This window comes from Streptomyces sp. SID12501, from assembly GCF_010550245.1.
Lineage (GTDB): Bacteria > Actinomycetota > Actinomycetes > Streptomycetales > Streptomycetaceae > Streptomyces.
Window position 1 is genome coordinate 78,770 of sequence record NZ_JAAGLU010000016.1, and the last position, 18,628, is coordinate 97,397.

An 18,628-nucleotide genomic window follows, 5' to 3' on the forward strand; every position below is an offset into this window, starting at 1 on the left:
GTCCTCGGCCTGTCGTCAACGGGTGGGAGGGGTCGGCCAGTTGCGCAGCAGGGCGTCGAGGGCGTCCAGGATCCGGGTCCAGCTCTCCTCCGAGTCGGGGGCGCTGTGGCTGAAGCCGCCTGCCGTTTCCAGGCTGGTGTATCCGTGGAAGACGCTGCCCAGAAGGCGGACCGCGTGCGTCTGGTCGGGCTCCGTCAGCTCGTAGCCCCGCAGGATGGCCCGCGTCATCTGGGCGTGCCGGACGCCCGCACTGGCGGCGGCCGTCTCGGGGTCGAGTCTCATCCGGGTGGCGGCGGCGCGGCCGGGGTGTTCCCGGCCGTAGTCGCGGTAGACGTTCGCGAACGCGGTCAGGGCGTCCTTGCCGGCCCGTCCGGCCACGGCGTCGGCGGCCCGGTCGGCGAGTTCCTCGAGGGAGAGCAGGGCGATCCTGGTCCTGAGGTCATGGGTGTTCTTGACGTGCGAGTACAGACTCGCGACCTTGACGTCGAACCGCCGGGCGAGCTCCGAGGCGGTCACCTGGTCGAAGCCGACCTCGTCGGCGAGTTCCGCCCCGGCTCTGGTCAGGCGTTCCGCGGTGAGTCCTACGCGTGCCATGACCCTCCTCCTGTTTGGCTAAGGTGAATATAGATTTACCTAAAGGATTTAGGCAAATTAGCCTGCCGTTATGGAGCCGCTGACCGAGCAAGAGATCCGTGCCGCTTTCGTGAACTGCACCAAGGGTGAGGCGCGGCGTCTGTCCGTGCCGCGTGACCTGGCCGACCGGCCCTGGGAGGACCTGGACTTCCTCGGCTGGCGGGACCCGCAGGCCCCCGACCGCGCCTACCTCGTCGCCCGGCTGGACGGCGGAGCGACCGGCCTCGCCCTGCGCAGTTCCGCGCCCGCCTTCGGGCAGACGCGGCGCAGCATGTGCTCGATGTGCCTGACGTCCCACACCGGAGGCGTGTCCCTGATGGTCGCGCCGAAGGCGGGGAAGTCCGGGAAACAGGGCAACTCGGTGGGTGCGTACATATGCGGCGACCTCTGCTGCTCGCTGTATGTGCGGGGCAGGAAGGACGCGGGCCCCGGGGCGCGGCTCCACGAGACGATCACTCTGGAGGAGAAGATCCGGCGGACCGTGGGGAACGTCGCCGCGTTCGTCGCCAAGGTGACGGCTTGACGGGATGACGGGGTGGCGGTGTTACTCCACGGTCCGCTTCGGTGGGTGGTTCTGTGGGGCGCTGTGGGGTGCTGCGGGTGGTTCGGCCGTGCGTGGTTACAGCGACTGGGCGGCCGGCTTCACCATTCCCCTGACGGTGCGGGACTTGACGAAGTCGCCGATCGCCGTCATCTCCCACTCGCCCGTGAACTGCTTGATCATCTTCGCCATCATCACGCCCGTCTGCGGTTCGGCGCTGGTCAGGTCGAAGCGGACCAGTTCCTCACCGGTCGCCGCGTCCAGGAGGCGGCAGTACGCCTTCGCCACCTCGGTGAACTTCTGACCTGAGAAGGAGTTGACCGTGAACACCAGACCGGTGACCTCCTGCGGGAGACGGCCCAGGTCGACCACGATGACCTCGTCGTCGCCCCCGCCCTCGCCCGTGAGGTTGTCGCCGGAGTGCTTGATCGCGCCGTTCACGATGGAGAGCTTGCCGAAGTAGCAGCTGTCGATGTGGTTGCGCTGCGGGCCGTACGCGATGACCGACGCGTCCAGGTCGATGTCCTTGCCCCGGTACGCGGGCTCCCAGCCGAGGCCCATCTTGACCTGGGAGAGGAGAGGCCGGCCGCCCTTGACCAGGGAGACGGTCTGGTTCTTCTGGAGGCTTACGCGGCCCTTGTCGAGGTTGATCTTTCCGGCGCCGAGGGGCGGGGCGGAGGGAGCCGGGGGCGCGGCGGGCGCGGGGGGAGAGGAGAACGACCCGACCGGGGCGGGCGGTGCCGCCGGGGACGCGGGGGGCTGCACCGGGGTCGGCTGCGCGGCCGGTGTCGCGGCCGGTGCCGGTTCCTCCACGCTCACGCCGAAGTCCGTGGCGATGCCGGCCAGGCCGTTCGCGTAGCCCTGGCCCACCGCGCGGGCCTTCCAGGCGCCGTTGCGGAGGTAGACCTCGACGATCACCAGTGCTGTTTCCGCGCCGAGCTGGGGCGGGGTGAACGTCGCCAGTACGGAGTTGTCGTCCGCGTTGCGGATCGTGGCCGTCGGCTCGATGCCCTGGAAGGACTGGCCGGCGGCGTCCGGACTCGCCGTGACGACGATCTTCTCGATGCCCGGGGGGACGGCGGCGGTGTCGACCGTGATCGAGTCGGGGCTGGTGCCGCCGCCGGAGCGGTACGTCACGCCCGGGCCGGTCGGCTGGTTGTAGAAGATGAAGTCGTCGTCGGAGCGCACCTTGCCGTCGGCGGTGAGCAGCAGGCTCGATACGTCGAGCCGCACCGGGGCAGCGACGTCCACCGTCACTCGGGCGACGGGAAGAGGGATGTTCGAGCCGGGGGTCATAGCTGTCATGACCGGTGAACGAGCGGACCGGCTTTGCCGTTCCCTTACCTTGCGGTCATTTGGTTCAGTGCCGGTTGCGTGGGTGGTTGCGGGCCGTTCGCTCGTTGCCGCGCTTGTAGTTGCCGGTCCAGCGGGCCATGACCAGCTGGGGGTCGCCGGATTCCACTTCCGCCAGGAACTCGGTGGCCCTCGGACCGCGGAGGGTGGTTGCGGGGTGGGCGCCGTGTGTGATCTTGACCGTGCCGTCGGGGTGGTGGGTGTAGGCGAAGCCGTTGGGGCGGGGCATGGGGGGATGCTAGGCGGGTGGGGTGCGTGCCGCCCAAGGGTTTTCGCCCCCGCCGCCCCTACCCGTCCCATCCTGTCCCTGGAGGCTGCGCCCCCAGATCCCCGCGTCGCCCCCTCGCCCACGGCGCCCGTCTCAGGAGTGCGTTCAGTACGGCCAGATCGGCGGGTCGTTCACGAAGTGGCCGCCCAGGTGGGTGTGGGCCACGTTCTCGGGATCGAGGTCGCCCTGCTCGGCGATCAGTTTCTCGGCGTACGGTTCGGAGTCGTCCTGCGGTGCGTAGCCGAGCCCGCGCGCGGTGCTGAGGTCCCACCACAGGCGCGTGTTGGCGGAGGAGCCGTAGACGACGGTGTGGCCGACCTCCTCGGCGGTCATGGCCGCGTGGAAGAGGCGGGCGCCGTCGGCGGGGCTCATCCACAGCGACAGCATGCGCACGCTGGTCGGCTCGGGGAAGCAGGAGCCGATGCGGACGGAGACGGTCTCCAGGCCGTGCCTGTCCCAGTAGAGCTGGGCCAGGTCCTCGCCGAAGGACTTGGAGAGGCCGTAGAAGGTGTCCGGGCGGTGCGGGGTGCTGACCGGGATCAGGGGATCGGCGCCCTGGGGGCGGGGGGTGAAGCCCACCGCGTGGTTCGAGGAGGCGAAGACGACGCGTCCCACACCCTCCTCGCGCGCGGCCTCGTACAGGTTGTACGTGCCCTCGATGTTCGCCCTGAGGATCTTCTCGAAAGAGGACTCCAGCGAGATGCCGGCGAGGTGGACGATCGCGTCGACGCCCCGCACGGCCTCGCGCAGCGCCGCCCTGTCTGTGAGGTCCGCGGTGATCGCGCCGGGTTCGCCCTCGATGGGGAGCAGGTCGAACAGACGCAGTTCGTAGCCGTACGACGGGAGCAGGTCCCGCATCAGGGTGCCGAGTCCGCCGGCGGCGCCGGTGAGCAGAACGGTGCGGGGAGCGGGCATCCTCGGGTCTCCTTGGGGCTCCTGGGCGGGTCTCCTTGAGGCGAAGGTCGCATGTATGTACGACATTCACATCCATGGACACGCTATGGAGAGGTGGCCGGTGTCGTCAAGTGTGACGCAGGGCCGCGGATTCTGTCCGTAGTTGGCCGCCGGTCGGCTTGACCCGCCCCGCGGAGGGCCCTTAGCGTGAAAGTGTTCAGAAATGTAGACGTTAATCAGAAGCGTGCACGAATGCATGCCAGGGAGAGCCCGTGACGCCAGCCCCTCTCACCGCCGCCCTCGCCGCCCGACTCACCGTCCCGAGCGGTCCGCTGTTCTTCCCCGTCACCGCGTACGGCCCCGACGGCTCGCTCGACCTCGACGTCTTCCGGGCGCATGTGCGCCAGGGCGTGGAGGCGGGGGCCGCGGCCGTCTTCGCGTGCTGCGGCACCGGGGAGTTCCACGCGCTGACGCCCGAGGAGTTCCAGGACTGCGTACGGGCGGCGGTGGAGGAGACGGCCGGGCGCGTGCCCGTGGTCGCGGGCGCCGGATACGGCACCGCGCTCGCCGTGCGCTACGCGCGTCTCGCCGAGGAGGCCGGGGCCGACGGGCTGCTCGCCATGCCGCCGTATCTGGTCGTGGCCGGGCAGGAGGGGCTGCTGCGCCACTACCGGGAGCTGGCCGCGGCCACCGCCCTGCCGGTCATCGTCTACCAGCGCGACAACGCGGTGTTCACGCCCGAGACCGTCGTCGGGCTGGCCCGCACCGAGGGGATCATCGGGCTGAAGGACGGGCTCGGTGACCTGGACCTGATGCAGCGGATCGTGAGCGCCGTACGCTCCGGGCATTCCGGCGACTTCCTGTACTTCAACGGGCTGCCGACCGCCGAACTGACCCAGCTCGCCTACCGGGGGATCGGCGTCACCCTCTACTCGTCGGCCGTCTTCTGCTTCGCGCCCGAGATCGCGCTCGCCTTCCACAAGGCGCTGGGCACCGGTGACGACGTGACCGCGAACCGGCTCCTGGACGGCTTCTACCGGCCGTTCGTCGAGCTGCGGGCGCAAGGGCGCGGGTACGCCGTCTCGCTCGTCAAGGCCGGAGTACGGCACGGAGGGCTCGACGTCGGGGAGGTCCGGCCGCCGTTGCACGAGCCGACCGAGGAACATGTGAAGCAGCTCGTGCGGCTCGTCGAGCGCGGTCACGCGCTGCTGGAGGCCGCGTCCGAGTCTGTGGCCGCGATCGTTGTCGGTTCCGAGTCCGAGTCCGAGTTCGAGGAGAGCGTGTGAAGGCGTCCGCGTTCGTCTATCCCTGGGACGTCAACGGCGACCCCGACGCCGCCCGGCGGATCGCCGCGCTCGGCGTGGAACAGGTGACCCTCGCCTCCGCGTACCACTCCACGCGCGCGTTGACCCCCCGTCACCCGCGCCACCGCATCGTCACCGCCGAGCACGCGGCCGTGCTGTACCCCACCGACCCTGCGGACGAGCGCTGGGCGGGCCGCGAACTGCGCCCCTACGCCGCCGGGGCCTGGGCCCCGGGGGACGCGTACGGCGAGGCTGCCGACGCCCTCGCGGACGCGGGCCTCGACGTGCACACCTGGGTCGTCCTCGCGCACAACTCCCGCCTGGGCGCCGACCGTCCGGACACCTCCGTGGTCAACGCCTACGGGGACCGCTACCCGTGGGCGCCCTGCATCGCGCAGCCCGCCACGCGCGCGTACCTCGTCGATCTCGCGGCCGAGGCCGCCGTACGGCCCGGGGCACGCGGTACGGAACTGGAGTCCCTCGGCTGGTACGGGCTGGCGCATCTGCACGCCCACGACAAGACCGGCGCCATCGGCCTCGGCGACGCCGGCCAGTATCTGATGGCCCTGTGCTTCTGCCAGTCCTGCCGGGCCGGGTACGGCGGCCAGGGCCTCGATCCCGACGAGCTGGCGGCGGCCGTACGCGCCGCACTGGAGCCGCTCTGGCGGGGCGAGCCGGATCACGGGGGATGGGCCGGGGTCGAGAAGTCCCTCGGTGACGAGAAAGCGGCCCTCACGCGCGCGTGGCGTGAGGAAACGGCACGCACGCTGCAGGAGGCGGCCGTCGAGGCGGTCCGGGCGGCGGCCCCGGCCGGCTTCCAGGTACTGCTGCACGCCGACCCCGTCTCGTACCACGTCGGCGCCAACCCGGGCGTGGACCCCGCGCGCATCCTGTCCGTCGCGGACGGTGTGGTGGTGCCGTGCACGGGCGGAGCGGGCCTGCTGACGCCGTTCGCGGAGGTGGGGCGGAAGGAGGGTGTCCTGGCCGCCAACCTCGTCGTGGTCTCCGGGATGGGCGGCAGCCCGGCCACCCTCGCGGCGGACGCGGAGCGCGCGGCCGGGCTCGGGGCCACCGAACTGCGGCTCTATCACGCCGGGTTGGCGTCGGACGGCGACCTGGACTCCGTACGGGACGCGCTGGCCCGGCGCTGAAGGAGCGGGACCGCGGTCAGCAGCAGAGCGAGGGCACAGCCGACGAGAAGCGTCTGGTGGTCGACGAGTTCGACCAGTGCCGCGCCCACGGCCGGACCGATCGCCGTGGGCGCGAACATCAGGGTGTTGGCGGTCGCGGCGGGACGGCCGAGCAGGTCCTGCGGGGTCTCCCGCTGTACGGCGGTGAGGCCCGCGATCAGGAGACACGGCAGGCTCGTCCCGGCGGCCATGCCGGAGCGAGCCGCGGACCGCGGTGGTGCGTCTGCCGGCCGCCGCTCATCGGGGTGATCCGGGACCTGTCCTCGATGAGCGGCGGCCCGGCCTCACTTCAGGTGCCGGCCGAAGAACCGGCTCCCGTCCTCCGCCTCGAACCACGGGGTGCCGGTGTGTCCGCCCAGATTGGCGTGCAGCGTCTTCTCCTTGCTGCCGAAGGCGTCGAACAGGTCCAGGGCCCGCTGCCGGGGGTTCCCTTCGTCGTCCCACTGCAGCAGGAACAGCAGCGGGATGGTGACCTGCCGGGCCTCCTCGCGCTGGGCGCGGGGCACGTAACCCCCGGCGAAGAAACCGGCGGCCGTGATGCGGGGCTCGACCACCGCCAGCCGGATGCCGAGGGCGGTCCAGCTCGAGTAGCCGACCGGGCCGCCGATCTCGGGCAGCGCGAGGACGGCGTCCAGGGTGGTCCGCCAGTCCGGGACCGCCTTCTCGACCAGCGGGCCGACGAAGGACTCGAAGATGTCGTCGACCGGCTCGCCGGCCTGCATCGCCCGGCGGAGATCGGCGCGAGCCTGCTCGGCGGCGGCGGAACGGGGCCGGTCACCGCACCCGGCGGCGTCGATGGAGGCCACCGCGTAGCCGTGCGCCGCGGAGTGCCGGGCCCGGGCCACCAGCCGGGCTTCCCCCTTGGACAGGCCGTTGTTGTGGGCCATCAGGATCAGCGGGGCGGGTGCGGCGGATCGAGGCGTCCACAGGGTGCCGGGGATCTCGCCGAGGGTGAATTCGCGCTCGAGGACGCCGTCGTCGAGGCGTTGTTCAGAAATGAACTGCATGGTCGTGCCTTTCGGGAGAGCACGTGAACGGCGCTCCCGGACGACCTATCGCCCGACCGTGACCCCGGAGGAGAGCACCCATGTCGATACTGCTTTCACGGGTACCACCTCCTCGTTCTCTCGCACGGCCTCCGGCAAAGTAGCAGTGGTCGCCGTGGCCCGCCAACGGGTTTTCGCGAAGACTCCGCGGCCGGACGCGGCGAACGGGCGGGCAGGCGGCAAAGAAGGGCGAGCAGCCCCGCGAGGAGCGCACCGCCCCGTACGCTCCCCGCATGCCCCTGAGCCTCACCGTCCTCGGCACCGCCTCTCCGCATCCGGAGCCGGGACGCCCCTGCTCCGGCTATCTGGTGCGCGGCGGCGGCGCGGAGGTGTGGGTGGACGCCGGGCCCGGCACGTTCGCTGAGTTGCAGAGGCACACCGATCCCGCACGGCTCACCGCGATCTGGATCTCCCATCTGCACGCCGATCACCTCGCCGATCTGATCGCCGCCGTGTACGGGTTCGCGTACGGCGGGCTGACCCCGCCCGCGCCGATTCCCGTCTACGCGCCGCGTGAGTGCGCCCGCCGGATCGCGGGGTTCTTCGGGCAGCCCAACCTCGGCTTCCTGAGCGGAATCCTCGACTTCAGGCCGCTGTACGACGGCCACACCGTCCGGCACTGGAACCTGCGCCTGACGACCCGCGCCGTCTCCCACGGCATGGAGGCGTACGGGCTGCGTGCCGAGTCGCAGGGGAAGGTTCTCGCGTACTCCGGGGACACCGGACCGTGCGACGCGCTCGCCGAACTCGCCCGGGGCGCCGACCTGTTCCTGTGCGAGGCCGACATCGACCGGCATGGTGATGGCGATGGCGAACAGGTGCATCTGACGCCGGAGGACGCCGGCGCGTACGCGAAGGGGGCCGCTTCGCTGCTCGTCACCCACGTCGGGCCCACGCTCACTCCCGACGCGGCCACCGACCGCGCCGCCGCCGTCTTCGGCGGGCTGACCGACACCGCGTACGAAGGCACCACGAAGCTCATCTGACCCGCGCGACGGCCTCCGCATCATGCGGCTTCTTTACTTTCTTTGTCGGAAGCGTTGACGAAACACGGCACCCCTCCTACCTTCAAGCCGTCGTACTTCGTACGTCATATATGAGACGCGATATGTGAGATCCGATACGCGAGATCTGATCCGGTGGATCCGATCCGTCAAGCTTCCGAGAGGCACGCATGACCTCTGTGCCCACGCCGATCCCGTCCCGCACGCAGTTCGTGCAGGAAGGGATCAAACACCGCATCCTCACCGGACAGTTGACGCCGGGTCAGGCCCTGGTCGAGACCGAGCTCGCCGCACAGTTCGGGGTGTCGAAGACCCCGGTGCGCGAGGCGCTCAAGACGCTGGCCGGCACCGGGCTCGTCGTGATGAACCAGTACAAGGGCGTCACGGTGCGCATGGTGGACGCGGACATGGCGCGCGAGGTCTACGACGTACGGCTGCTGCTGGAGCCGGAGGCCCTCAGGCGGTCGGTGCGCAGAGGCGCCTCGCTCGATGCCGCCCGGGATGCGCTCACCCGCGCCGACCAGGCCACCGACACCGCCGAACGCTCCCTGGCCAACCGGGAGTTCCACCGCTCCCTGTACGTCCGGTGCGGCAATCCGCTGCTCGGCCGGATGCTCGACGAGGTGCGCGACCAGGCCGCCCTGGTCTCCGCCGTCGCCTGGGCCGCCAACCCCTCCTGGGAGCGGGAGGCGGACGAGCACCGGGAGATCCTGCGGCTCGCCCTCGCCGGTGACTCGGACGGTGCGGCGCGCGCCCTGCACGCGCACATCGAGTCGTTCGTGCAACGGGCTTACCCCTCAGGGGAGTCCGAGGTCCAGGGAGAGGGCGGTCAGGAATGAGCGGCGTGGCGTTCGAGGCCCAACGGGCGGCCCTGGCCGACGTGGTGGCGATCCCGGTGACCCCGTTCGCCGAGGACGGCACCGTCGACCAGCCCGCCCACCGGGCCCTGCTGCGCCGGCTGCTCGACGGCGGCATCACCACCCTCACGCCGAACGGCAACACGGGCGAGTTCTACACCCTGACCCCCGAAGAGCGGCGCCTGGTCACCGAGTTGACCGTCGACGAGGTCGGCGACCGGGCCGTGATCCTCGTCGGCGTCGGGCACGACGTACCGACCGCCGTGGCCGCCGCCCGGCACGCCCAGGACAGCGGGGCCGCGATGGTGATGGTCCATCAGCCCATCCACCCGTACGTCTCGGAGGGCGGCTGGGTCGACTATCACCGGGCCATCGCCGAGGCCGTGCCCGGCCTCGGGGTCGTCCCGTACATCCGCAACGCCTCGCTGAGCGGCCTGCGGCTCGCCGAACTCGCCGATGTCTGCCCGAACATCATCGGCGTGAAGTACGCCGTCCCGGACGCCGCCCGGTTCGCCGCCTTCGCACGGGACGCCGGGCTGGAGCGCTTCGTGTGGGTGGCCGGGCTCGCCGAGCCCTACGCCCCCTCCTACTTCTCGGCCGGTGCCACCGGCTTCACCTCGGGCCTGGTGAACGTCGCCCCTGCCGTTTCGCTGAACATGATCGAAGCGCTTCGATCGGGGGACTACCCGGGCGCCATGAAGGTCTGGGCGCAGATCCGCCGCTTCGAGGAGCTGCGCGGCGCCAACGCCTCCGCGAACAACGTGACCGTTGTCAAGGAGGCCCTCGCCTCCCTGGGCCTCTGCCGCCGCGACGTCCGCCCGCCGAGCCGCGCGCTGCCCGAGAACGAACGCGCCGAGGTCGCCGAGATAGCTGCCGGGTGGTCGATATGAAGCCGGCCCAGGCACGCAAAGCGCCGGAGGAACTCCGAAGCCATCAGTGGTACGGGACGGACGGGCTGCGCTCCTTCAGCCACCGGGCACGTACCCGCCAGCTCGGCTACCTCCCCGAGGAGCACCTCGGCAAGCCCGTCATCGCGATCCTCAACACCTGGTCGGACATCAACCCCTGTCATGTGCACCTTCGTGACCGGGCGCAGGCCGTCAAGCGCGGCGTGTGGCAGGCGGGCGGATTCCCCCTGGAGTTCCCGGTCTCCACGCTCAGCGAGACCTTCCAGAAGCCGACCCCCATGCTCTACCGCAACCTCCTCGCCATGGAGACGGAGGAGCTGCTGCGCTCGTACCCGGTAGACGGGGCCGTCCTGATGGGCGGCTGCGACAAGTCCACGCCCGCCCTGCTCATGGGCGCCGCGTCCGCCGATCTGCCCGCCGTCTTCGTGCCCGCCGGGCCCATGCTGCCCGGGCACTGGCGCAACGAGATCCTCGGCTCAGGCACCGACATGTGGAAGTACTGGGACGACAAGCGCGCCGGGCTCATCGGTGACTGCGAGATGACGGAGCTGGAGAGCGGGCTCGCCCGTTCCCCCGGGCACTGCATGACCATGGGTACGGCGTCCACGCTCACCGCCGCCGCCGAGGCGCTCGGGGTGACCGTGCCGGGGGCGTCCAGCATCCCCGCCGTCGACTCCGGGCACGACCGGATGGCCGCCGCGTCGGGTCTCAGGATCGTCGAACTGGTCCACCAGGACCGTAAGTTGAGCGACATCCTCACTGCCGACGCCTTCACCGACGCGGTCACGACCGTCCTCGGCCTCGGCGGCTCCACCAACGCCGTGATCCATCTGATCGCCATGGCGGGCCGGGCCGGTGTCCGGCTCACCCTCGACGACTTCGACCGCATCGCGCGGACCGTACCGGTGCTCGCCAACGTACGGCCCGGTGGACAGACGTACCTCATGGAGGACTTCCACTTCGCCGGCGGTCTGCCCGGATTCCTCTCCCGGATCACGGACCTGCTGCATCTGGACCGGCCGACGGTGTCGTTCGACAGTATGCGTGAGCAGCTCGACGGCGCGCAGGTGCACAACGACGACGTCATCCGCCCGCGCGACAAGCCGGTCGCGAACGAGGGCGGGGTCGCCGTCCTGCGCGGCAACCTCTGTCCGGACGGTGCGGTCATCAAGCACATCTCCGCCGAGCCGCACCTGCTCCAGCACACCGGACGCGCGGTCGTCTTCGACGACTACCGGACCATGCAACGCACCATCAACGACCCGGAGTTGGACATCACCGCCGACACGGTCCTGGTGCTGCGCGGCTCCGGACCCAAGGGCGGTCCGGGCATGCCCGAGTACGGGATGCTGCCCATCCCCGACCACCTGCTCAAGCAGGGGATACGGGACATGGTGCGGATCTCCGACGCCCGGATGAGCGGGACGAGTTACGGCACGTGCGTGCTGCACGTGGCCCCCGAGTCACATGTCGGCGGGCCGCTCGCGCTCGTCCGCACCGGGGACTCCATCACCCTCGACGTCGAGGGAAGGTCGCTTCAACTCAACGTGGAAGACGACGAGTTGGCGCGCAGGCGGGCGGAGTGGACGCCGCCGGCCGAACGGTACGAGCGCGGTTACGGCGCGCTCTACAACGAGCAGATCACGCAGGCCGACACCGGCTGCGACTTCGAGTTCCTGGCGAGGCCGGGCAAGGTGCGCGACCCGTACGCGGGCTGACCGGACAGGCCTGACAGGCCTGACAGCGCACACCCCTGCATAGCGAGAAAGCGCTTCCCGAACGACGCAGGCACGACGTACGCACGCACGACGTACGCACGCACGACGCAGGCACGATCCACGCCACACGCACGACGTACCGAGAACGGAGAACAGTCATGGCCCAAGCCGCAGTCGTGGCGAAACCGCCCGCGCCTCCCCGGCGGCGGCGTGCCTCCGCGACGCCGCGAAGGCTCCCCTATCTGCTGATCGCACCGGCCGCCCTGCTCATGGTGGGCTTCATCGCCTACCCGGTCATCAGCGTCTTCTACTACAGCCTGCAGCACTTCAACCCCACCAAGCCGTGGCGCAACGGCTTCGCGGGCTTCGACAACTTCACGCACGCCTTCACCGACGACCCCCAGTTCTGGGACACGCTGGTCTTCAGCGGCAAGTGGGTCGTCGTCGAGGTCGGCCTGCAGCTGATGTTCGGTCTGGCGCTCGCGCTGATCGTCAACCAGACCTTCGTGGGTCGGTCGATCGGCCGCGCGCTGGTCTTCTCGCCCTGGGCCGTCTCGGGCGTACTCACCTCCGCGATCTGGGTGCTGCTCTACAACTCCCAGACGGGCATCACCCGTTACCTCGCCGACGCGGGCATCGGCACGTACGGGACGAGCTGGCTGTCGGACACCTCCACCGTGTTCCCGGCGGCGATCGTCGCCGACCTGTGGCGAGGCGTGCCCTTCTTCGCGATCCTCATCCTGGCCGACCTCCAGTCCGTCTCGAAGGACCTGTACGAGGCCGCCGAGGTCGACGGCGCCAGCCGGTTCAAGCAGTTCTGGCACATCACGCTGCCGCACCTCAAGGACGCCATCGTCCTGTCCACGCTGCTGCGCGCGGTCTGGGAGTTCAACAACGTCGACCTCCTCTACACCCTCACGGGCGGCGGGCCGGCCGGCGAGACCACGACCCTCCCGCTCTACATCGCCAACACCAGCGTCGACGCCCACAACTTCGGCTACGCGTCGGCCCTCACCACGGTCGCGTTCGTGATCCTGCTCTTCTTCTCGATCGTCTACCTGCGGCTCAGCAAGTTCGGAGGGGAGAGTAAGTGATCACCAAGGAAGCCACCGTGATCGTGCCCACGCCAGTGGACGACGTTCCCGAGCCGCCGCGCCCGGCCAGGAAGCAGCGACGCGCCTGGGACGAGGCCCCGCGCTGGCAGATCTACCTCCCCCTGGGGATCTACCTCGTCTTCACCCTCATCCCCTTCTACTGGATCCTCCTCTTCGCGCTGCGCCCGGCCGGTTCGACCTCACTGCTCCCCTGGCCGATGACCCTCGACCACTTCGACAAGGTGTGGACCGAGCGGGCCTTCGGCACGTACTTCGAGAACAGCATCCTCGTCGGCCTCGCCACGCTGGTGATGACGACGCTCGTCGCCCTGGCCGGCGGTTACGCCCTGGCCCGCTTCGACTTCAAGGTCAAGCGTGCCTTCATGCTGGCCCTGCTCTGCTCCCAGTTCGTGCCGGGCGCCCTGCTGCTGGTGCCGCTGTTCCAGATCTTCGCCGAGCTTCAGATGATCAACTCGCTGGGCGCGGTCATCATCGCCGAGACGGTCTTCCAGCTTCCGCTGTCGATGATCCTCATCAGCGGGTTCATCAAGAACGTGCCGTACACCCTGGAAGAGGCCGCTTGGGTCGACGGCTGCAACCGCTTCACCGCGTTCCGCATCGTCGTACTGCCTCTGCTGCGGCCCGGGTTGATCGCCGTCGGCTCCTTCGCCTTCGTGCACTCGTGGAACCACTTCCTGTTCGCCCTGATGTTCCTCAGCGACCAGGGCAAGCAGACCATCCCGGTCGGCCTCAACACCCTGATGAGCGCGGACAGCGTCGACCTCGGCGCCCTCGCGGCGGGCGGCATCATCGCCGCCGTACCCGTGGTGATCGTCTTCGCGTTCATCCAGAAGTGGCTGATCACCGGCTTCAGCGCGGGGGCGGTGAAGGGATGAGACGCCTGCTTCAAGTCGCCGCCGCGATCGGCCTGTTGGGTGCCGTACTGAGCACCCCGGCCGGAGCCGACGCCCGTGACGTCAGCCGCGACACCCTGCCCGCGAACGACGGCTGGGCCGCTGCCGAAGGTGGCACCACCGGCGGCGCGGCGGCGGACGACGCCCACGTGTTCACCGTACGCAGCCGCGGCGAACTCGTCCGCGCCCTCGACGGCGGCAGCGCCACCCCGAAGATCATCCGGGTCGCGGGGACGATCGACGCCAACACGGCTGATGACGGCGGGCACTTGGGCTGCCGTGACTATGCGGATGGCACCGGCTACAGCGTCGCGAAGTACCTCGCCGCGTACGACCCCCGTACCTGGGGTTCCGCCAGGCCGAGCGGGACGCCGGAGGAGGCCCGGCAGGTCGCGGCGGCCCGGCAGGCCGAGCGGGTCGTACTGTCCGTCGGCTCCAACACGACCATCCTCGGGCTCGGTTCGGGCGCCGTCCTCAAGGGCGCGAGCCTCCAGGTCAAGAACGCGGACAACGTGATCGTCCGCAACCTCGAACTCCGCGACGCCTACGACTGCTTCCCCGTCTGGCAGCCCAACTCCGGTGGTCTGGGCGACTGGAAGACGGCGTACGACACCATCTGGCTGAACGGCGCCACCCATGTGTGGGTCGACCACGTCACCGCCTCCGACAAGGGCCACCCGGACGCCGACGAACCCACCTACTTCGCCCGCAACTACCTGCGCCACGACGGCCTGTTGGACATCACCAACGGCTCCGACCTGGTCACCGTCTCCTGGAGCCGGTTCGCCGACCACGACAAGGCGATGCTCATCGGCAGCGGTGACACGGCCTCCGGCGACCGCGGGAAACTCCGGGTCACCCTGCACCACAACGAGTTCCGCTCGGTGACACAGCGTGCCCCGCGCGTCCGCTTCGGACAGGTGCACGTCTACAACAACCGCTACCTGGTCGACCACGGCGACGACTACCGCTACTCGCTCGGTGTCTCCACCGAGTCCGCCGTGTACGCCGAGAACAACGCCTTCACCACTCCCGGGCACGTCGAGGCCGCCGACCTGGTCAAGAGCTGGAACGGCACCGCCCTGCACCAGACCGGCACCCTCTTCAACGGCTTCCCGGTCGATCTTCTGACCATCTACAACGCCTACAACTCGGGCAGCGAGCGTGACCTCACGGCCGACGTCGGCTGGACGCCTACCCTGCACACAAAGATCGACAGCGCCGACACGGCCGACCGAGAGGTGGCACGCGGCGCGGGCGCAGGGAGGCTCACATGAACACGACACCGACGACCGCATTGACGGCCGTATCGACGGCCACTTCATCACTGGTCACGCCGGTTCCGGTGGTTCTCGCGGGAGCGCGCGGGCACGGGCACTGGCATCTCGCGAACATCCGCCGGCTCCAGGACAAGGGGCTCGTACGGCTGGCGGGCGTCTGCGAGCTGACCCCGCTGACCGACAAGGAGCTGGACGGCCTCGGCACGCCCGAACAGTCCGCCGACTTCGGCGCGCTCCTCGACTCCACCGGCGCCGCCGTCGCCGTGATCTGCACGCCGATCCCCACCCACACCGACCTCGCGCTCATCGCCGCCGCCAAGGGCGTGCACCTGCTGCTGGAGAAGCCGCCGGCGCCGTCGTACGCCGAGTTCCGCCGCATGGCCGACGGGGTCGCCGCGGCCGGGGTCGCCTGCCAGATCGGGTTCCAGTCGCTGGGCTCGCACGCCCTGCCCGCGATCCGGGAACTGATCTCCGAGGGCGCCATCGGCACGGTGACCGGCGTCGGCGGGGCGGGCGCGTGGGCGCGTGACGAGGCGTACTACCGGCGCGCGCCCTGGGCGGGCAAGCGCAGGCTGAACGGTGTGGACGTCATCGACGGCGCCCTCACCAACCCGCTCGCGCACGCCGTCGCCACCGGACTCGCCCTGGGCGGCAGCACCCGCGCCGAGGACGTCACCGGTATCGAGACCGAGCTGCTGCGCGCCAACGACATCGAGTCCGACGACACCTCGTGCGTCCGCGTCAGCACCGCGAACGGCGTTTCCGTCACCGTCGCCGCCACCCTGTGCGCCGAACACCCGGGCGACCCGTACGTCCTCGTGCACGGCACAAGCGGCCGGATCACCTTCTGGTACAAGCAGGACCGCGTACTCCTCCAGCGCTCCGGACACGGCCCGGAGGAGTACGAGTACGACCGCACCGACCTGCTGGAGAACCTCGTCGACCACCTCACCGAGGGCGCCGAACTGCTGGTCGTGCCCGATGTGACCGGCGCGTTCATGCGGGTCGTCGAGGCGATCCGGCAGGCCCCCGACCCGGCCGAACTCCCCGCGAAAGCATGGGAGTTCGCGCCCGGGGAGACCCCCCGCCGAGTGGTCCCCGGTATCGACGGCCTCGTCGCTGCCGCCGCCGACACCCTCTCCCTCTACTCCGAGCTGGGCGCCTCCTGGGCGCTCCCGAAAGAGGTGAGCACCTGATGAACCAGAACCAGATGCCCAACGAGTCGCTGGTCCTGCGGGTCGCGGGCCGCCCGGTCGGCCGCTACACCGGCCGGCCGGAGCTGCCGCTCCGCCACGCGCCCCGCCCGTATCTGCACCCCGTCACCACCCTGGCCGGCACCGCTGTCACCGAGCTCAGCCCCGCCGACCACACCCACCACCTCGGCGTCGGTGTCGCCATACCCGACGTCGAGGGGAACAACTTCTGGGGCGGGCGCACCTATGTGCGGGACCAGGGGCCGACCGAGCTGGACAACCACGGCGCCCAGCGGCACACCGCCTACCAGCTCCGCGACCCCGACGGCTTCGTCGAGGAACTGCGCTGGATGGTCGGCCCGGCCGAGCTGCTGCGCGAGCGCCGAACGGTCGCCGCCACCGAACTCACCGGCTCCGCCTGGGCGTTGGACTTCACCTTCTCCCTCACCAACATCACCACCGCCCCCCTCTCCATCGGCAGCCCAGCCACCAACGGCCGCCCCGGCGCGGCCTACGGCGGCTTCTTCTGGCGGGCCCGCAAGGAGGCCGGCACCCCCGACGTCTTCACGGCCGCCACCGAGGGCGAGTCGGCGGTCCACGGCACCCGCGCCGACTGGCTCGCCCTGGCCGGCGCCAACTGGACGCTCGTCTTCGCCGGGGCCACCGAACAGACGCGCCGCGACCCGTGGTTCGTCCGGGCCGAGGAGTACCCAGGGGTCGGCTCGTCGCTCGCGTACGACGAACGGCTGCCGATCGACGCCGGTGAGACCGTCGTCCGCCGGATCGTCACCGTCGTCGCCGACGGGCGCCTCGACCGGGGCGAGGCCGCGGCTCTCGTACGGAAGGCGGTGAGCGCGTGATCACCGGTGCCGATCTCGGCGACGGGACCTACCGCAACCCGGTCCTGAACGCAGACTGGTCCGACCCGGACGTCGTCCGCGTCGGCGACGACTTCTACCTCACCGCGTCCAGCTTCGGCCGGGCGCCCGGCCTGCCCCTCCTGCACTCCCGGGACCTCGTCAACTGGACCCTCGTCGGCCATGCCCTCGAACGCCTGTGGCCGGCCGCCGAGTTCAGGGTCCCGCGCCACGACTGCGGTGTCTGGGCACCCTCGCTCCGGCATCACGACGACCGGTTCTGGATCTTCTGGGGCGACCCCGACCACGGCATCTTCCAGGTCAACTCACCGGCGATACGCGGCCCTTGGACCAACCCGCACCTGGTCAAGGAGGGCAAGGGACTCATCGACGCCTGCCCGCTGTGGGACGAGGAGACCGGCGAGGCGTATCTCGTGCACGCCTGGGCCAAGTCCCGGTCGGGAATCAAGAACCGGCTCACCGGTCACCGAATGCACCCCGAGGGCACGGGACTTCTGGACGAGGGCAAGGTGATCGTCGACGGCGACCGCATCCCCGGCTGGTTCACCCTTGAGGGCCCGAAGCTCTACAAGAACGACGGCTGGTTCTGGATCCTGGCGCCCGCCGGGGGAGTGGAGACCGGCTGGCAGGGCGCCTTCCGCTCCCGTGACTTCTTCGGGCCGTACGAGGAGCGGATCGTCCTGGAGCAGGGGGACACCGACGTCAACGGACCCCACCAGGGCGGCTGGGTGCGCACGTCGGCAGGCGAGGACTGGTTCCTCCACTTCCAGCAGCGCGGCCCGTACGGCCGTGTCGTGCACCTCCAGCCGATGAGCTGGGGTGGAGCGGAGGGGGAGGAGAGGACGCAAGGGGCGGCGGGTGCGGACGGCTGGCCCGTCGTGGGCGACGCCGGCGCCCCCGTCGCCGTACACCGCAAGCCCGATCTGCCGGTGCAGCCGCCCGCAGCGCCCGCCACCGACGACGACTTCCCCGGCGGACGGTACGGCCGTCAGTGGCAGTGGACGGCCAACCCCCAGGACGGCTGGGCCACCCAGCACTCGGGGGACGGGCTACGGCTGACCTGCGTACGCAGTGCCGACGCCCATGACCTGCGGAAACTCCCGAACATCCTCACCCAGCGGCTGCCCGGCGTCGAATGCGTGGTCGAGGTGGACCTGCGCCTCGACAGCGAGGAGCCGGGGGCCCGGGCCGGGCTCGCCGTGCTGGGCGACTCCTTCGGCTGGATCGGCCTGGAGCGGGCGGACGACGGGACGGTCCGGCTCGTCCACCGGTTCGCGGAGTCCGTCGGCGAGCGGGAGCGGGACGCCGGTCGTCCGAGGGCGGCTCCCGAAGGGCGGGTCCGGCTGCGGATCGGGATCGGCGCGGGGGCGCGCTGCCGGTTCGCGTACGACCTCGGTGCCGGGGACGGCTGGGAGTCGTCCGGGCCGGTGTTCGCCGCCACCCCCTGGCGCTGGGTCGGCGCCCTGCTCGGCCTCTTCGCGCTCGCACCCGTCGGCGGGGGACACGCCGGCGCGGCCACGTTCACGCAGTTCAGAGTCACCTCTCCGTAACTC

General features: G+C 70.5%; 19 protein-coding genes. 13 read left to right on the top strand and 6 right to left on the bottom strand.

The annotated features are described in order from the left end of the window. Positions 1–15 precede the first annotated feature (15 nt). Positions 16–594 (bottom strand): TetR/AcrR family transcriptional regulator, encoded by a 579-nt coding sequence (locus tag G3I71_RS20500; RefSeq protein WP_164316272.1) that lies wholly within the window; start codon positions 592–594, stop codon positions 16–18. Positions 595–664: 70 nt separating this feature from the next. Between G3I71_RS20500 and G3I71_RS20505 the strand changes: the two genes are divergently transcribed. Continuing rightward, on the top strand, positions 665–1,156 hold the full coding sequence (locus G3I71_RS20505) for an FBP domain-containing protein (protein ID WP_164316273.1): 492 nt from the start codon (positions 665–667) through the stop codon (positions 1,154–1,156). A gap of 96 nt (positions 1,157–1,252) precedes the next feature. On the opposite strand, the gene G3I71_RS20510 is transcribed toward G3I71_RS20505, so the two are convergent. From G3I71_RS20510 to G3I71_RS20520, 3 genes are all read right to left on the bottom strand, one after another. After that, positions 1,253–2,470, bottom strand: a complete 1,218-nt coding sequence (locus G3I71_RS20510; RefSeq protein ID WP_164316397.1) for a TerD family protein — start codon at positions 2,468–2,470, stop codon at positions 1,253–1,255. A 64-nt stretch (positions 2,471–2,534) separates the two neighbouring features. Beyond that, complete coding sequence (locus G3I71_RS20515) at positions 2,535–2,756, bottom strand: hypothetical protein (protein WP_164316274.1); 222 nt, start codon at positions 2,754–2,756, stop codon at positions 2,535–2,537. Between the two features lie 144 nt (positions 2,757–2,900). Continuing rightward, positions 2,901–3,710 carry an NAD(P)-dependent oxidoreductase gene (locus G3I71_RS20520; RefSeq protein ID WP_164316275.1) on the bottom strand — a complete coding sequence of 270 codons (810 nt, stop codon included), beginning with the start codon at positions 3,708–3,710 and terminating at the stop codon, positions 2,901–2,903. 251 nt (positions 3,711–3,961) lie between these two features. On the opposite strand from G3I71_RS20520, the gene G3I71_RS20525 reads away from it, so the two are divergent. Then, a complete protein-coding gene (locus tag G3I71_RS20525) occupies positions 3,962–4,975 on the top strand; it encodes a 5-dehydro-4-deoxyglucarate dehydratase (RefSeq protein WP_164316276.1) in 1,014 nt (337 codons plus the stop codon). Next, positions 4,972–6,144 (top strand): hypothetical protein, encoded by a 1,173-nt coding sequence (locus tag G3I71_RS20530; RefSeq protein ID WP_164316277.1) that lies wholly within the window; start codon positions 4,972–4,974, stop codon positions 6,142–6,144. Before G3I71_RS20525 ends, G3I71_RS20530 begins: the two co-directional genes overlap by 4 nt. Here the strand turns inward: G3I71_RS20530 and G3I71_RS20535 are convergent. Both G3I71_RS20535 and G3I71_RS20540 read right to left on the bottom strand, forming a co-directional pair. Then, positions 6,081–6,374, bottom strand: a complete 294-nt coding sequence (locus G3I71_RS20535; protein ID WP_343243014.1) for a hypothetical protein — start codon at positions 6,372–6,374, stop codon at positions 6,081–6,083. The genes G3I71_RS20530 and G3I71_RS20535 overlap by 64 nt on opposite strands. 93 nt (positions 6,375–6,467) lie before the next feature. Next, a complete protein-coding gene (locus G3I71_RS20540) occupies positions 6,468–7,190 on the bottom strand; it encodes a dienelactone hydrolase family protein (protein ID WP_164316278.1) in 723 nt (240 codons plus the stop codon). A gap of 272 nt (positions 7,191–7,462) precedes the next feature. Here G3I71_RS20540 and G3I71_RS20545 point away from each other — a divergent pair, with 272 nt between their 5' ends. The 10 genes from G3I71_RS20545 (at position 7,463) to G3I71_RS20590 (ending at position 18,625) form a co-directional block, all read left to right on the top strand. Next, complete coding sequence (locus G3I71_RS20545) at positions 7,463–8,215, top strand: MBL fold metallo-hydrolase (RefSeq protein ID WP_164316279.1); 753 nt, start codon at positions 7,463–7,465, stop codon at positions 8,213–8,215. A gap of 188 nt (positions 8,216–8,403) precedes the next feature. Then, positions 8,404–9,072: a GntR family transcriptional regulator gene (locus tag G3I71_RS20550; protein WP_164316280.1), complete on the top strand. Its 669-nt coding sequence runs from the start codon at positions 8,404–8,406 to the stop codon at positions 9,070–9,072. Beyond that, a complete protein-coding gene (locus tag G3I71_RS20555; RefSeq protein WP_164316281.1) occupies positions 9,069–9,980 on the top strand; it encodes a dihydrodipicolinate synthase family protein in 912 nt (303 codons plus the stop codon). The genes G3I71_RS20550 and G3I71_RS20555 overlap by 4 nt, the downstream gene beginning before the upstream one ends. Continuing rightward, positions 9,977–11,716 carry an L-arabinonate dehydratase gene (gene araD, locus G3I71_RS20560; protein WP_164316282.1) on the top strand — a complete coding sequence of 580 codons (1,740 nt, stop codon included), beginning with the start codon at positions 9,977–9,979 and terminating at the stop codon, positions 11,714–11,716. Before G3I71_RS20555 ends, araD begins: the two co-directional genes overlap by 4 nt. A 158-nt stretch (positions 11,717–11,874) precedes the next feature. Next, on the top strand, positions 11,875–12,810 hold the full coding sequence (locus G3I71_RS20565) for a carbohydrate ABC transporter permease (protein ID WP_164316283.1): 936 nt from the start codon (positions 11,875–11,877) through the stop codon (positions 12,808–12,810). After that, a complete protein-coding gene (locus G3I71_RS20570; protein WP_343243021.1) occupies positions 12,810–13,706 on the top strand; it encodes a carbohydrate ABC transporter permease in 897 nt (298 codons plus the stop codon). The genes G3I71_RS20565 and G3I71_RS20570 overlap by 1 nt, the downstream gene beginning before the upstream one ends. After that, entirely contained in the window at positions 13,703–15,001 is a 1,299-nt protein-coding gene (locus G3I71_RS20575; RefSeq protein ID WP_164316285.1) for a polysaccharide lyase family 1 protein, read from the top strand. The genes G3I71_RS20570 and G3I71_RS20575 overlap by 4 nt, the downstream gene beginning before the upstream one ends. Then, the gene (locus tag G3I71_RS20580; RefSeq protein WP_164316286.1) at positions 14,998–16,200 is read left to right on the top strand and encodes a Gfo/Idh/MocA family protein; all 1,203 of its coding nucleotides are present in this window, start codon (positions 14,998–15,000) and stop codon (positions 16,198–16,200) included. The genes G3I71_RS20575 and G3I71_RS20580 overlap by 4 nt, the downstream gene beginning before the upstream one ends. Further along, complete coding sequence (locus G3I71_RS20585; protein ID WP_239149257.1) at positions 16,200–17,057, top strand: PmoA family protein; 858 nt, start codon at positions 16,200–16,202, stop codon at positions 17,055–17,057. Before G3I71_RS20580 ends, G3I71_RS20585 begins: the two co-directional genes overlap by 1 nt. Next, positions 17,054–18,625 (top strand): glycoside hydrolase 43 family protein, encoded by a 1,572-nt coding sequence (locus G3I71_RS20590; RefSeq protein ID WP_164316287.1) that lies wholly within the window; start codon positions 17,054–17,056, stop codon positions 18,623–18,625. The genes G3I71_RS20585 and G3I71_RS20590 overlap by 4 nt, the downstream gene beginning before the upstream one ends. Positions 18,626–18,628: the final 3 nt, after the last annotated feature.